A 14,504-nucleotide genomic window follows, 5' to 3' on the forward strand; every position below is an offset into this window, starting at 1 on the left:
CATGTTCATCAGATAGCGGCTCCACCTTTTTACTGGATATGAAATCATGACCGACACCTACGATTACATCGTGGTTGGCGCGGGCACGGCTGGCTGCGCCCTTGCGAACCGCCTTTCCGCAGATAAGAACCGTTCCGTGCTGCTGCTTGAAGCAGGCGGCAAAGACAATTACGCGTGGATTCATATCCCCGTCGGCTATCTCTATTGCATCGGCAATCCGCGCACCGACTGGTGTTTTACCACCGAAGCGGAAGCAGGCCTGAATGGACGCTCACTTGGCTATCCACGCGGCAAGGTGCTTGGTGGCTGTTCTTCCATCAATGGCATGATCTATATGCGCGGACAGGCGCGCGATTATGATCTGTGGCGACAGGCCGGTTGCGACGGCTGGGGCTGGGACGACGTGTTGCCCTTCTTCAAAAAATCAGAAGACAATTTCGCGGGCGCAGATGATCTGCATGGCGCAGGTGGCGAATGGCGCGTTGAAAATGCCCGTCTGCACTGGGATATTCTGGATGCTTTTCGTGATGCAGCAGTTGCTGCCGGGATTCCAGCAACCGACGATTTCAATCGCGGTGACAATGAAGGTGTGTCCTATTTCAAGGTCAACCAGAAGCGCGGCATTCGCTGGAATACGGCTAAAGCCTTTCTGCGCCCGGCCCTTGATCGCCCCAACCTGCGCGTTGAAACCGGCGCCCATGTTCGTCGCATCGAGATCGAAGAACTGCGCGCAACCGGGGTCACTTTCGATCAGAATGGGACAACCCGAACCGTCAAAGCAAAACGCGAGATTATTCTGGCAGCAGGTGCCGTCGGCTCACCGCAGATATTGGAGCTTTCAGGCGTAGGACGTGGTGATGTGCTGCAAAAGGCAGGCATTCCGGTAAAACTCGAACGCAGACAGCTGGGCGAAAATCTGCAGGATCATCTGCAACTGCGCTGCGCTTATAAAGTTACCGGCATTCCAACGCTCAATGAAAAGGCGAGCAAGCTCTTCGGTAAAGCCATGATCGGGCTTGAATATTTCCTGCGTCGCTCTGGCCCCATGTCGATGGCACCCAGCCAGCTCGGTGTTTTCACCCGCTCGGACCCATCCTATGAAACGGCCAATCTGCAATATCATGTGCAGCCATTGAGCCTTGAGAAATTCGGTGAAGCCGTCCACCCCTTCCCGGCCTTTACCGCATCCGTCTGTAATCTGCGCCCCGACAGCCGCGGTTCGATCCACATCAAGTCGCCTGATCACCGGACCCAACCGGCAATCCAGCCGAACTATCTTTCCGCAGAAAGCGACCGCCGTGTTGCAGCCGATTCCATCCGCCTCACCCGTCATATCGTGGCGCAGGCGCCTTTGCAGAAATATCGCCCGGAAGAATTCAAGCCCGGACCAAGCTATGAAACGCAGGAGCAGCTGGAAAAAGCAGCGGGCGATATCGGCACCACGATTTTCCATCCGGTCGGTACCTGCCGAATGGGTGTAGATGCTGAAGCGATTGTCGATCCGCGTCTGCGACTTAACGGCATTCAGGGACTGCGCGTGGCCGATGCCTCGGTCATGCCAGGAATCACTTCCGGCAACACGAACTCACCCACGTTGATGATTGCCGAGAAGGCCGCCCAGATGATTATTTCGGATAATTATTAGAACCAGATTCCGGTCAGCCCCGTGAGCGGAAATGGCAATCCGCTCACGGGGCTGTGAACGCAATTTCACAATCGCTGAATCTCGTGAAGCTGAAATAATTTTCCTTGTTTATTGCCGTACAAACGGGAATTATCGGCATCAAGGTGGGCAGGGGGAGAAAGATCATCTAACATGATCACTTTCCGGGACCGGCTCTCCAAAAAACTTTAGACAAGGAAAATAAGAATGTCGTCAGTCCTTTCCCGCTATTCGCTGACCCGCCGCGCGGGTCTGAAAGCCGCCCTTTTCACCGCTGCAGCTCTCACAGTTGGTTTTGCGAGCGCGCCAAGCCACGCAGAAGACAAGACCATCAAGGTCGGCATCATGGGCGGCGAAGACGAAGACGTCTGGAAAGTCGTTGCCGAAGAAGGCAAGAAGCACGGCCTCAACATCGAGCGCGTGACCTTCAACGATTACAACCAGCCAAATGAAGCGCTGGAACGCAAGGAAATCGACGCGAACGCTTTCCAGCACAAGCCTTACCTTGACGAACAGATCAAGCAGCACGGCTACAAGATTGGCGTTGCAGGTTACACCGCTGTCTGGCCAATCGGCATCTATTCGCGCAAGATCAAGAGCCTTGATGAACTGAAAGAAGGCGCAGTTGTCGGTGTGCCGAACGACCCATCGAATGAAGGTCGTGCGCTCCGCGTTCTCGAAGCAAGCGGCCTTATCAAGCTGAAGCCGGAAGCAGGCATCCTCGCAACGCCAATCGATGTGATTGAAAATCCAAAGAAGATCGAAATCAAGGAACTCGACGCCGGTGTCGTCGGTCGCTCGATTGATGATCTCGATGTCGCAATCGTGAACAACGACTGGGCAGCTAAAGCTGGCCTGAAGAAGGAAGAAGCGATCGGTTGGGAATCCAAGGAAAACAACCCATACAACAACTTCATCGCGGTCCGCACCGAAGATGAAAATGCTGAATGGGTAAAGAACCTTGTTGCCTCCTTCCAGAACGACGCCGTCAAGGCCGAGCTGGACCGCGTTTACAAGGGCACAGGCATTCCGGCCTGGAACTAATTGCTATGAGTGACTGAAAGACCGCGCCGGAAAAAGCTTTTCCGGCGCGGCTTTTATTGACGTAAGCAAAAAAATTGCCCAAAAGCATCGGCGGTGAGCATTAGCTCCATGGCTTAGCCAGGCCTCATCTTTCCTTGAAGCCTTATCCGATTGCAGTTTGCCGCTGTTTTACAGCGGTGCATCTAACTATAGAAGAAACGACCGTGACCATTGAACAGCCACCTGCCGCATTAGCGCCCATCGTCGAAATGAAAGACGTGCGCCGAATGTTCGGCGAAACGGCTGCGATCAGCGGTGTCTCTCTTTCCGTCGCACGCGGCGAAATTCTCGGCATCATCGGTCGCAGCGGCGCGGGTAAATCCACGCTGATCCGTTGCGTCAATGGTCTTGAGAAGCCCGACAGCGGTTCAATCCTGATTGAAGGTCGTGAGATCACCGGCCTTGGTGAAGACGCGCTTCGCCCTGTGCGCCGCCGCATCGGCATGGTGTTTCAGCACTTCAATCTCATGTCGGCCAAAACCGTGGCGCAGAACGTAGCTTTACCGCTCAAGATTGCGGGTATGCCAAAAGCTCAGCGCATCAAGCGCGTGGCAGAACTGCTGGATCTCGTCGGTCTCTCCGACAAGGCAAAGCAATATCCGGCACAGCTTTCCGGTGGCCAGAAGCAGCGCGTCGGCATTGCGCGCGCACTTGCTGCCGAACCCGCTGTTCTGCTTTCTGACGAAGCCACCTCGGCGCTCGATCCTGAGACAACCCAGTCAATTCTGGCGCTGCTCAAAGATATCAACACCAAGCTTGGCCTGACCATCCTGCTCATTACCCATGAGATGGACGTTATCCGCCGCATCGCCGACCGGGTGATCGTGCTGGAACACGGCGCAATCGCCGAAGAAGGTCCGGTCTGGAAAGTCTTCGCCAATCCGCAGTCGCCCATCACGCAAAGCATGTTGCAAGTGCTGGAGCCGGAACTGCCTGCCGTGTGGCGCGAGCGCCTCGACAAGACCGGCGATCTTGCCATTCTCAAGGTCAAGCTTTCAGGAACCGCCGCCAAGGGCGCATTCTTCAGCGAAGCGACACTTGCGACCGGCATTGCGCTTCAACTGATCCATGGCGGTATGGATACCATTCAGGGCGAGCCGGTTGGAACCATGTTCATTGGCCTGCCCACGCAGGACAAGGCAAAACTAGACGCCACACTCGCCTATTTCAACACCCATGCAGACGCCACGGAGGTTCTCGGCTATGTCTCAGGCAATGCTTGATCTTCTCTGGCGCTCCTTCTGGGAGACCATGATCATGACCGGCTTTTCGAGCCTGATTTCGCTCGTCGTCGGTCTGCCGCTGGCACTCATCATGATTCTAACCGAACGTGGTGGCCTTGCGCAAAATCTGACAATCAACGCCATTCTCGGTGCCATCATCAATGGCTTCCGTTCAGTGCCTTTCATCATTTTGCTTGTCGCACTCATCCCGGTGACGCGCTTTGTTGTCGGCACATCAATCGGCACATGGGCATCCATCGTGCCATTGTCGATTGCCGCGATTCCTTATTATGCGCGCATCGCAGAAGTCTCGCTTCGCGAAGTGGATAACGGCCTCGTGGAAGCTGCCCGTTCGATGGGCGCAAACCGCTGGACAATCGTGCGTGAAGTGCTGGTGCCGGAAGCCCTTCCCGGCATTATCGCAGGCTTCACCGTGACCATCATCACACTCATTGGCGCGTCTGCAATGGCTGGTGCCATCGGTGCAGGCGGTCTTGGCGATCTGGCTATCCGCTATGGATATCAGCGCTTTGAAACGCAGATCATGATTGCTGTGGTGATTATTCTGATCATCATGGTGTGCGGAATTCAGCTGATTGGCGATTATCTCGTCAATCGTCTCGACAAGCGCAACCTGCGTTCACGCAGCTAAACTACAGACTGAGGGTGTTTATCGCACCCTCCGTCTGAAACCTGCTTCCAGCGTATTGCCATCAGGATCGAAGACGAGAGCCGCATAATAGCCCATCTCTTCCGGCCCCTGATAGGCCGGTGAGCCGCTCTCCCTGCCGCCACCCTGAACTGCTGCCCGGAAAAAAGCCTCCACATCTTCACGGCTGCTCGCATTGAACATCAGATGAAGATGGTTGCCCGGCTTGCCTTCAGGCACGCCTGCATCCGCTTTCTGCCCTTTGTGTATCCATAGAAAGGGCACAGGTGCCCTCTCGCCGCCACTCACAAAGAAACCGCTATCCGAATGTGGAATAACAGCGAGCCCAAGTTTAGGCATGCAGCTTTCATAGAAAGAAAGGCTGCGGCGAAGGTCTTTGCTTTGAAAGCCGATATGATCGAAGAGCGACATAGCAATGATTATATGTCGGCTTTTAATAAAGAAAAGCGGCGCCCCCTATTTTGGAGAGCGCCGCTGTAATTATTCTTGTAAAAGATGGATTAGTGTCTGTGGGGATTTTTCGAATTTGACGTTTGAAACAGCATTAATGTCAGCCGGGATTCAAACGTCAAATCCTATCCACTAGCCGCGTGTGCGTGCCAGTCCGGCCTTGGCAGGCTGATAGTTTGCATCAAGCTGAATAGCGCGCGAATAAGAATTCGCAGCCTTGGCCTTGTCGCCGCGCTGTTCATAGACCAGCGCCTGATTGGACCAGCTTTCAGCAACATTGCCATCAAGGGTGATCGCCGTGTTGAAATCGTCAAATGCGTTGTCGTAGTCGCCCAGCGCCACATAAGAAATGCCGCGACCATTATAAGGTTCAGGCGCTGTTGAATTAAGCGAAATCGCTTTCGAGAAATCCTCAATCGCCTGCTTGTGCTGGCCCTTGGCCTGATAGATCAGACCACGATTGTGGTAAGCGCGGCCATCGGTCGTCTGCAACGAGATTGCCTGGTTAAAATCGCTAAGCGCCTGATCGAGACGTCCAGCCAGACGATAGACATTACCACGTCCGACATAAGCCGCATCATATTGCGGGTTGATCTGGATCGCGCGGCTGTAATCCTGCGCTGCCTTGCCGCTGTCGCCCATATAACGATAAATCAGCGCGCGGTTTGCATAGGCCTGATAGAAATTCGGGTTCAGCGCAATTGCCTGATCGAAATCACGCAGCGCTTCCTTATAACGGCGGGCCTTGCCATAAGCCGATCCGCGCACGTTGTAAGCTTCGGGATCGCGCGGGTTGCTCTGAATAACGCTGGTGAGCGAGCTGATGTTTTCGCTCGAACCCTGTGCACGATCAACCGTGCTCAATGCGCTATGTGTGCTAGAGCTTTGGCAACCAGCAACCGCAAGAGCCAGAACTGCCGTGACCGCCAATAGGCTGTTTCGTGCAAAATGAGAGCCTGTTGATTTTCCGGCCTTCTCAACAAAGTTCCCGGACGAATGCATCACCTTAAAGCGTGTTGGCAACGACAGCGTTCCTTTCTGCTTGATCGGAGCGAGGGACCTGAAACCCTGAACTTCCGTCAACTTTGTCCCCGGCTGATACAACAGCCACAATACTATATTTGCTTCTATAGCACAGCAAAAGGCCGCAGAAAAAACTGCGCCTTGAAATGCACCCGAAAAACGAAACCGGCTTTCGGATAAGATAGGCGTAAACTCAACTCTTGGAAGCCCGGATCTGATGCTATCGGATCTTTGCTCCAGATGGATCAACGCCACAATAAAGGTCAGTATATGGCGGCCCGCTGACACTTCAAATCGGCATGTCTTATCTCGTGAAGCAAACCGAGATCATGCTCTGACCTTCAGACATGCAAAAACCGGCGCGAGCCATAAGCTGCACCGGTAAGCAAAAGGCGCCACAAAGGCGGCGCCAATCTCAGGTCACTTAGCGAGCTGCGGTACGACCGCCGCCGATAAGACCTTCACGCTGTGCGCGCTTACGAGCCAGCTTGCGAGCGCGACGAACGGCTTCTGCCTTTTCGCGGGCGCGCTTTTCAGATGGCTTTTCATAATGGCCACGCATCTTCATTTCGCGGAAGATACCTTCGCGCTGCATCTTTTTCTTCAGAGCGCGGAGAGCCTGATCAACATTGTTATCGCGGACGAGTACCTGCACGTGTAATCCCGTATCGGTTAGAATTTCGGTTGAGCCTGAGGCTTTAAGGGCGTCTCTTAACGATGTTCAGTCGACAGAGTCAACTGTCTAAACGCCGAAAGGCTCCCAAGCTTCGCAACATAAACGCTGCAAATTGGGGCTGGCATTACCAGATGGCCCGGCTTTTGTCCACCTCAAGATAAGACTTTGCCCAGCCATGGGTACAAATAATGGCTTCACGTCGAATTATAATGACCAAATCAGCCTTTATAGGCTAGAGAGCACGCGCTTTTCGCACAATTCAGCCTCATTGCTCCGTCATGAGCTACAGGCTGGTGAAATGTACCGCCCATCCCCATTCATTGATTCCTTCTGTCGAGATTTATGTCTTTCCACAAACGACTCGTTATTCAATTCACAGGCTATGAAGGCCTGCACCCGAAAGCCGTCCGCGTGCGTCATGCGCAAGCGTTGAAGGACTTCGACCGTTTGTGGCAAGCAAAAACCAAATTGCCTCCGATGAAAGACGAGTCGGATGACTGCGGCAGTCTGACAGCGACGACCAATGGCAATGGCTGGCAAACGGAAACCGAATTCTGTCAGTTTGGCACCGCAGACATCTTTGACGACTACGCAGCCCGCTCTACGCCCATGCGTATGCTGACGGGCTTCCGTGCCTTCATGAACATTTTCTTCACAGGCACCCTGCTCCGTTATCTGCTGACCAGCTGGCGCTTCGTGATGTTCTTCATGTGGCCGTTTCTGCTATCCATCGTCATTATCGCAATCGCGGCCATGATCGCTTCTGCGCCAATGCTTGCTGGTTTCCCATCCTGGAACCTTGTCTGGTCCCTGCCGCTTGCCGCAGTTATCGCCACATTGCTCGTGCGCTGGCCGGGCGACCGATTCTTCATGTCCTATCTGCTCGATGACTGGTCGGCTGCCTATGACCGTATCTATAGCCGCAACGACAAGCTCAAAGCACGTCGTCACGCCTTTGCGGAAGCACTCAAAAAGAAGATCGAGGAAAGCAACGCCGACGAAGTGATTATCGTCGCCCATAGCCTTGGAACGGTTCCTGCCGTGGAAGCGCTGGCAGATGTTCAGCGCGAGCGCCCCGACCTGCTCACAAAACAGCCTGTGTCTATGCTGGCCATTGGCTCATGCCTTCTGATGATCGCTCTTCACCCAAAGGCACGCGGCTTGCGCGAAGACGTGCGCGTGGTGATGAACGAAAGCCCTGTGCTCTGGTCGGAGTTTCAGGTTCTCACCGACATCATCCACTTCTACGGCTCAGATCCGGCGAAGGCGCTGAAGATAAAGGCCGAGAACCCGCCGCTCATCCATCGTATCCGCTTCAAAAACGTACACAGTGAAAACCGCTATAAGCGTTCAAAGGGCAATTTCTTCCTGATGCACCTGCTTTATATGCGCGGTGCCGAGAAGAAGAACTTCTACGACTTTGGCATGTTTCTGCATGGCCCGTTCTTCTTCCGTGAGCTGATGACAACCCACAAAGACAAAGCCGCCCCACTTGATGAAGAGGGACGGCTTCAAAACTCATAAAGAGCAGCGCTTACGCCTCTGGTGGCTCCACCACGGCGATGGTAAGCCATGTCGCCGTGAGCGCTGGCTTGATGGTGTTCTCAACTTCCAGCGTCACTTCGTAATGATTGACCACCCGGCCCGATGGGCGAATATCGGCATCGGCAAGCTTGAAACGGGCGCGTACGCGTGCGCCTGTCTTGACCGGTGACATGAAGCGCACCTTATCGAAGCCGTAATTAATGCCCATGGTGGCACCCTGCAGCATCGGCAGCGCTTCAAAAGCCAGTGTTGAAAGCAGCGATAAAGTCAGAAACCCGTGCGCAATCGTGCCGCCAAATGGCGTTTCCTTGGCTGCGCGCTCCGGATCAACATGAATGAACTGATGATCATCCGTTGCATCGGCAAACTGATTGATCATTTCCTGCGTGACTTCACGCCACTCGGAACATCCGATTTCCGTGCCGATCGCCTCGCGCAACTGGTCGAGCGTAATTGCGTCCTTCATTCCCTCAAACTTTCTGCTGAACTGATAACGCCTTCTTTAGCCTATAAAAAAGGCCCGGCAAATCATAACCTCACGCTGCAACCAGTATTTCACGGGCGATATCGTCCCAATGGCCGAAAACGTGGCTCGCACCCTTGGAAGACAAGCGTTCTGCATGACCTTCATAGGTATGACCGCCACCCGTATAGCCAAAGGCCGTCATACCGGCTGCAATCGCGCCTTCAACGCCAAACGGCGAATCTTCGATCACCACGCAGCGCGCCGGATCAACCCCCATCTTGTCGGCTGCAAAAAGGAAAAGATCAGGTGCGGGCTTGCCGCGCTTGACCATGCTCGATGAATAAACCGCATCACCGAAGTAATGGTTGATACCCGTCTTCTCCAAGCTGAATGCAATGCGCTCCGGCTGCGAGGAGGATGCAACGCAACGCTTATGCGGCAGGATTTTCAGAAAATCGGCAATGCCGACTGCCGGCTGCAAATGCTCGGCAAACAGAACCTTCGTTTCCGGCCAGAACTGGCTCAAAGCTTCTTCTGGCAAACGATGGCCCGTCAGTCCGGCAATCATTTCAAGAATATCTGCCTGCTTCATGCCGATGCCTTTGGCAACCGTACCCTCCGGCAGCATCATGCCATGATTGGCATAAACCTGCTCAAACGCGCGGCAGGAAAGCGGCTCGCTATCGACGAGAACACCGTCGCAATCGAAGATAACGAGGTCGAAGGGGGATGCGTTGCTCATAAAGGCTCCGATGGAATGCATATGGGAATGCGTATTTTGTCGCGCCGATTTGAGATGCGCGCTTTTCACTGTTGATATAGAGACTGTTCGTCCATTGCGCATCTATAACAATATAAGCGTGACAAAATTATCGCGAAATAGATGGTTAGAGCATAAGTCCTGTCGGCGTGAAACGAGGATCGATAAGATTATGCTTCAAATAAAAACGGTTAGAGCGCCAATCTGGTTTTTTCAGATCGAAACGCACTAAGTAATTTGCGGAGACTCTCATGACGACGAATGTGGCACTGGTTGGGCTGGCGCGAGACTTGCAATTGCGCGCTGAAACCGGAAAACCAATCCGCATCGGTCTTATCGGTGCTGGTGAAATGGGCACGGATATTGTCACACAGGTCGCCCGTATGCCCGGCATTGATGTGGGCGCGCTTTCCGCCCGCCGTCTGCCGAACACCTTCAAGGCTGTCCGCACCGCCTATGGCGACGATGACAATGCGCGCGAAGCCAACAGCGAAAGCGCTATGACCAGCGCCATCGAAAGCGGAAAGATCGCAGTCACCGGCGATAATGATCTGATCCTCTCCAATCCGCTGATCGACGTCATCATCGATGCAACCGGCATTCCGGAAGTCGGTGCTGAAACCGGAATCAAGGCCATCGAGCATGGCAAGCATCTTGTAATGATGAATGTCGAAGCCGATGTCACCATCGGGCCTTACCTCAAGGCACAGGCCGACAAGCAGGGCGTCATCTATTCGCTGGGCGCAGGTGACGAACCTTCCTCCTGCATGGAGTTGATCGAGTTCGTTTCAGCCCTTGGCTATGAAGTGGTCTCTGCTGGCAAGGGCAAGAACAACCCGCTCAATTTTGATGCCATCCCTGACGACTATCAGGAAGAAGCCGACCGCCGAAATATGAATGTCCGCCTGCTGGTCGAATTCATTGATGGTTCAAAGACCATGGTCGAGATGGCAGCTATTGCCAATGCAACTGGCCTTGTTCCTGATATTGCCGGGATGCATGGACCTCGCGCCAGCATTGAGCAGTTGAGCCAAACCCTTATCCCACAAGCGGATGGCGGCGTTCTCAGCAAAAGCGGCGTCGTCGATTATTCCATCGGCAAAGGCGTTTCGCCCGGCGTGTTCGTTGTGGCCAAGATGGACCACCCTCGCCTTAATGAGCGCCTTGAAGATCTGAAGATCGGCAAAGGCCCCTATTTCACCTTCCACCGCCCATACCACCTCACATCGCTGGAAGTGCCGCTAACCGTCGCGCGTGCCGTTCTGTATGGCAAATCCGATATGGTGCCGCTGCCAAAGCCGGTGGCGGAAGTCTGCGCGGTCGCAAAGAAAGACTTGCAGCCGGGTGATCATCTCGATGCCATCGGTCAATATTGCTATCGTTCATGGATCATGACGACACCGGAAGCACGCAGTGCCAAGGCCATTCCTTGCGGCCTGCTGCAAAACGGCACCGTCACTGCACCAATCAAAAAGGGTGAACTCATCACCTATGCCAACGCAGCACCCCAGCCCGGCTCTAAGATCGCCGAGCTGCGCGCATTGCAGGACAAGATGATCTACGGCTGATCGAATATTACCAGCACAAACAAAAACGGCGGCTCAAAGCCGCCGTTTTTGTTTCTTGCCAGAACACCCCGGCCTTATGAGATTCGGGGAAATGGCGTGCCGAAAATGGTGGGGTTCGAGCACCGGAGCGGAGTGTACTTAAAGTACATGAGCACCGGAAGCGCAGAACCACGCCATTTGCAGGCCGACAGAACCCGAATATCGAAGGCCTAGTGGTCGAGAGCTTTGACGATACTTTCGACCATTTTCTTCGCGTCAGCAAAGAGCATCATGGTGTTGTCGCGGAAGAACAGCTCGTTTTCCACGCCAGCATAGCCTGAGCCCATGCCGCGCTTGATGAAGAGCACTGTACCGGCCTTGTCGACATCGAGGATCGGCATACCGAAAATCGGCGATTGCGGGTCGGTCTTCGCTGCTGGATTGGTCACGTCATTCGCGCCAATCACGAAGGCAACATCAGCCGTCGCAAATTCCGAATTGATGTCTTCAAGTTCAAACACTTCATCATAGGGCACGTTGGCTTCAGCCAGCAGCACGTTCATATGGCCAGGCATACGACCGGCAACAGGGTGGATTGCGTATTTCACTTCCACGCCTTCGGCCTTCAGCTTGTCAGCCATTTCACGCAGAGCGTGCTGTGCCTGTGCCACCGCCATACCATAACCCGGCACGATGATGACCTTGGATGCGTTCTTCATGATGAAGGCGGCATCATCAGCCGAACCCTGCTTGACCGGACGCTGTTCCACTTCGCCGCTGCCCGCAGCTGCCACGTCACCGCCGAAGCCACCAAGAATAACCGAAATGAACGAGCGGTTCATGCCTTTACACATGATGTAGGACAGGATCGCACCGGATGAACCGACCAGCGCACCGGTAATAATCAGCGCCAGATTGCCAAGCGTGAAACCAATGCCTGCCGCAGCCCAGCCCGAATAGGAGTTGAGCATGGAAACAACAACCGGCATATCCGCGCCGCCAATCGGGATGATGATCAGCACACCGAATACCAGTGCCAGAATGACGATCAGCCAGAACACGAAATGGCTTTCGGTGTTGGTCAGAACGGCAATCAGAATCACGATTGCAGCAGCCAGCGCCGCATTGATGACATGACGCCCCGGCAGCATGATCGGCTTGCCCGACATGCGGCCATCAAGCTTCAGGAACGCAATGATCGAACCGGTGAAGGTGATTGCACCAATCGCAACACCCAGCGACATTTCGATCAGCGCCTGACCGTGGATCTGACCCACTTCGCCAATGCCGAAAGAATGCGGTGAGTAAAGGGCTGCGGCGGCAACGAGCACGGCTGCAAGACCAATCAGCGAGTGGAAGGCTGCCACAAGCTGCGGCATGGCCGTCATCGCGATGCGGCGTGCAATCACTGCACCAATACCGCCACCAATGGCGATACCGAGAATAATCAGCACCAGACCGCCAAAGCTTGGACGTGCCAGCAACAGTGTGGTGACGATAGAGATACCCATACCGATCATACCATAGGTATTACCCTGACGGCTGGTGGTTGGGTGCGAAAGGCCGCGCAGTGCCAGAATGAACAGGACACCAGAGACCAGATAAAGGAAGGCTGCGAGATTAACGCTCATGATGGCTCAGCCCTCACTTTTCTTTTTTCTTGTACATGGCAAGCATACGCTGGGTAACCAGAAAGCCGCCAAAGATGTTTACGCTTGCAAGGATGAGCGCGATGAAGCCGAAGCCAGTTGCCCAGCCCGAAAGCGAAAGACCGACTGCAAGAAGTGCGCCGACCACGATCACCGATGAAATAGCGTTGGTAACAGCCATAAGCGGCGTATGCAGTGCAGGTGTCACCTGCCAGACAACGTAATAACCAACGAAAATCGACAGAACGAAAATCGCAAGGCGGAAGACAAACGGATCAACCACACCACCGGATGCGGCATGGGCGGCGGCAGCTGCTGCATCACCTAAACCGCCTGCTTTTTCCGCTGCCTGCCTGACGGCATCTGCCGCCTGATTGAGGCTCTCAAGAGCTTTTTCGAGTGCTGTATCGGACATTATGCCTCTCCTCCGTCAGCGGAAGTTTTTGCAGCTTTTGCCGGTGCTTTTCGGGTTGTCTTGGCTACAGGCTTTGCCGTGGCAGACGCCGCTTCCTTTGCAGCCTCTGCCTTGACAGCAGGCGCTTTTACCTTCGGCGCGGCTTTCGGCTTAGCGACCTTCTCAGCCACAACAGCTGGCGCTACTTCGACTTCGGCTTCTGCCTTGGCAAAAGCCGGATGCACGACTTTGCCTTCGTGTGTCAGAAGCGTTGCCTTTACCAGCTCTTCCTGTGGATCGAGCTTGAGAAGCTTTGCTTCCTTATCGACCAGCGTTTCGAGGAACGCATAAAGATTGCGCGCGTAAAGCTGTGAAGCGGTCGCCGCAATCCGGCCCGGCACATTGAGATAACCGACGATCTTCACACCGTTCACATCTGCAACCTGACCGGCAACAGCACCTTCGACATTGCCGCCGCGCTCAACTGCGAGATCAACCAGCACAGAACCCGGGCGCATGGCTGCGACCATTTCCTTTGAAACAAGACGCGGCGCTGCACGACCCGGAATAAGCGCCGTGGTGATGACAATATCCTGCTTGGCTATATGGTCAGCAACAAGTGCCGCCTGCTTCGCCTGATATTCCTTCGACATTTCTTTGGCATAACCGCCGGAGGTTTCCGCCGCCTTGAATTCCTCATCCTCGACAGCGATGAACTTCGCGCCAAGCGAGGCCACCTGCTCCTTCGCAGCCGGGCGAACGTCGGTTGCAGTCACAACCGCACCCAGACGACGTGCGGTCGCAATCGCTTGAAGTCCGGCAACACCTGCACCCATGACGAAGACGCGGGCTGCAGGCACCGTGCCAGCAGCTGTCATCATCATTGGCATAGCACGGTCATAGACGTCGGCTGCATCAATGACGGCCTGATAACCGGCAAGGTTGGCCTGCGACGAGAGAACATCCATCACCTGTGCGCGCGTTATGCGCGGCATAAATTCCATCGTGAAAGCTGAAATACCGGCCTTCGCAAGAGCTGCAACCGCTGCTTCCTGACCGTAAGGATCAAGCATCGCGAAAAGTGCTGCGCCCGGTTTATACCCTTTGAGTTCCGCATCGTTCGGACGGCGCACTTTCAGGATAACGTCTGCCGCTTTGGCGTCAGCCGTAGTTCCTATGCGCGCGCCTGCGCCTGAAAACTCGGTATCGATGATACGCGATTTTTCGCCTGCGCCTTTTTCCACCACGACATCAAAACCAAGCGCGATGAATTTCTTCACCGTCTCGGCAGATGCCGCAACGCGGGTCTCGTTGGGATCACTCTCTTTCGGAATGAATATAGTCTGGGCCAACTG

Annotated in this window: 14 protein-coding genes; 6 read left to right on the top strand and 8 right to left on the bottom strand. The window is 54.5% G+C overall.

The window, feature by feature from the left end:
- The first annotated feature begins 46 nt into the window (after positions 1 to 46).
- The 4 genes from ABWV94_RS12405 to ABWV94_RS12420 all read left to right on the top strand — a co-directional run bounded on the left by ABWV94_RS12405 (position 47) and on the right by ABWV94_RS12420 (position 4,621).
- Complete coding sequence (locus ABWV94_RS12405) at positions 47 to 1,645, top strand: GMC family oxidoreductase (protein ID WP_064322446.1); 1,599 nt, start codon at positions 47 to 49, stop codon at positions 1,643 to 1,645.
- 225 nt (positions 1,646 to 1,870) lie between these two features.
- Positions 1,871 to 2,707 carry a MetQ/NlpA family ABC transporter substrate-binding protein gene (locus ABWV94_RS12410; protein WP_064320958.1) on the top strand — a complete coding sequence of 279 codons (837 nt, stop codon included), beginning with the start codon at positions 1,871 to 1,873 and terminating at the stop codon, positions 2,705 to 2,707.
- 203 nt (positions 2,708 to 2,910) lie between these two features.
- On the top strand, positions 2,911 to 3,969 hold the full coding sequence (locus ABWV94_RS12415; protein WP_113496332.1) for a methionine ABC transporter ATP-binding protein: 1,059 nt from the start codon (positions 2,911 to 2,913) through the stop codon (positions 3,967 to 3,969).
- Positions 3,950 to 4,621 (top strand): methionine ABC transporter permease, encoded by a 672-nt coding sequence (locus ABWV94_RS12420; protein WP_007876310.1) that lies wholly within the window; start codon positions 3,950 to 3,952, stop codon positions 4,619 to 4,621. The genes ABWV94_RS12415 and ABWV94_RS12420 overlap by 20 nt, the downstream gene beginning before the upstream one ends.
- Before the next feature lie 18 nt (positions 4,622 to 4,639).
- On the opposite strand, the gene ABWV94_RS12425 is transcribed toward ABWV94_RS12420, so the two are convergent.
- From ABWV94_RS12425 to rpsU, 3 genes are all read right to left on the bottom strand, one after another.
- Positions 4,640 to 5,050: a VOC family protein gene (locus ABWV94_RS12425; protein ID WP_007876312.1), complete on the bottom strand. Its 411-nt coding sequence runs from the start codon at positions 5,048 to 5,050 to the stop codon at positions 4,640 to 4,642.
- A gap of 171 nt (positions 5,051 to 5,221) precedes the next feature.
- Entirely contained in the window at positions 5,222 to 6,091 is an 870-nt protein-coding gene (locus ABWV94_RS12430) for a tetratricopeptide repeat protein (protein ID WP_064322447.1), read from the bottom strand.
- A 445-nt stretch (positions 6,092 to 6,536) separates the two neighbouring features.
- Positions 6,537 to 6,767, bottom strand: a complete 231-nt coding sequence (gene rpsU, locus ABWV94_RS12435) for a 30S ribosomal protein S21 (protein WP_007876315.1) — start codon at positions 6,765 to 6,767, stop codon at positions 6,537 to 6,539.
- Positions 6,768 to 7,130: 363 nt separating this feature from the next.
- On the opposite strand from rpsU, the gene ABWV94_RS12440 reads away from it, so the two are divergent.
- The gene (locus ABWV94_RS12440; RefSeq protein ID WP_113496305.1) at positions 7,131 to 8,312 is read left to right on the top strand and encodes an alpha/beta hydrolase; all 1,182 of its coding nucleotides are present in this window, start codon (positions 7,131 to 7,133) and stop codon (positions 8,310 to 8,312) included.
- Between the two features lie 10 nt (positions 8,313 to 8,322).
- Here ABWV94_RS12440 and ABWV94_RS12445 read toward each other — a convergent pair whose 3' ends face one another.
- On the bottom strand, positions 8,323 to 8,799 hold the full coding sequence (locus ABWV94_RS12445) for a MaoC family dehydratase (protein WP_007876322.1): 477 nt from the start codon (positions 8,797 to 8,799) through the stop codon (positions 8,323 to 8,325).
- A 70-nt stretch (positions 8,800 to 8,869) separates the two neighbouring features.
- Positions 8,870 to 9,541 (bottom strand): HAD family hydrolase, encoded by a 672-nt coding sequence (locus tag ABWV94_RS12450; RefSeq protein ID WP_007876324.1) that lies wholly within the window; start codon positions 9,539 to 9,541, stop codon positions 8,870 to 8,872.
- Between the two features lie 269 nt (positions 9,542 to 9,810).
- Here ABWV94_RS12450 and ABWV94_RS12455 point away from each other — a divergent pair, with 269 nt between their 5' ends.
- Positions 9,811 to 11,127, top strand: coding sequence for a 1-deoxy-D-ribulose 5-phosphate reductoisomerase (locus ABWV94_RS12455; RefSeq protein ID WP_113496306.1), 1,317 nt, complete (start codon positions 9,811 to 9,813; stop codon positions 11,125 to 11,127).
- A gap of 209 nt (positions 11,128 to 11,336) precedes the next feature.
- On the opposite strand, the gene ABWV94_RS12460 is transcribed toward ABWV94_RS12455, so the two are convergent.
- From ABWV94_RS12460 to ABWV94_RS12470, 3 genes are read right to left on the bottom strand one after another with little or no spacing between them, the layout of a single operon-like run.
- The gene (locus ABWV94_RS12460; protein WP_064320963.1) at positions 11,337 to 12,737 is read right to left on the bottom strand and encodes an NAD(P)(+) transhydrogenase (Re/Si-specific) subunit beta; all 1,401 of its coding nucleotides are present in this window, start codon (positions 12,735 to 12,737) and stop codon (positions 11,337 to 11,339) included.
- 13 nt (positions 12,738 to 12,750) lie between these two features.
- Entirely contained in the window at positions 12,751 to 13,170 is a 420-nt protein-coding gene (locus ABWV94_RS12465) for an NAD(P) transhydrogenase subunit alpha part 2 (protein ID WP_113496308.1), read from the bottom strand.
- Complete coding sequence (locus ABWV94_RS12470) at positions 13,170 to 14,501, bottom strand: Re/Si-specific NAD(P)(+) transhydrogenase subunit alpha (protein ID WP_113496309.1); 1,332 nt, start codon at positions 14,499 to 14,501, stop codon at positions 13,170 to 13,172. The genes ABWV94_RS12465 and ABWV94_RS12470 overlap by 1 nt, the downstream gene beginning before the upstream one ends.
- Positions 14,502 to 14,504: the final 3 nt, after the last annotated feature.

This window comes from Brucella sp. NBRC 12953, assembly GCF_040369775.1.
Lineage (GTDB): Bacteria > Pseudomonadota > Alphaproteobacteria > Rhizobiales > Rhizobiaceae > Brucella > Brucella pseudogrignonensis.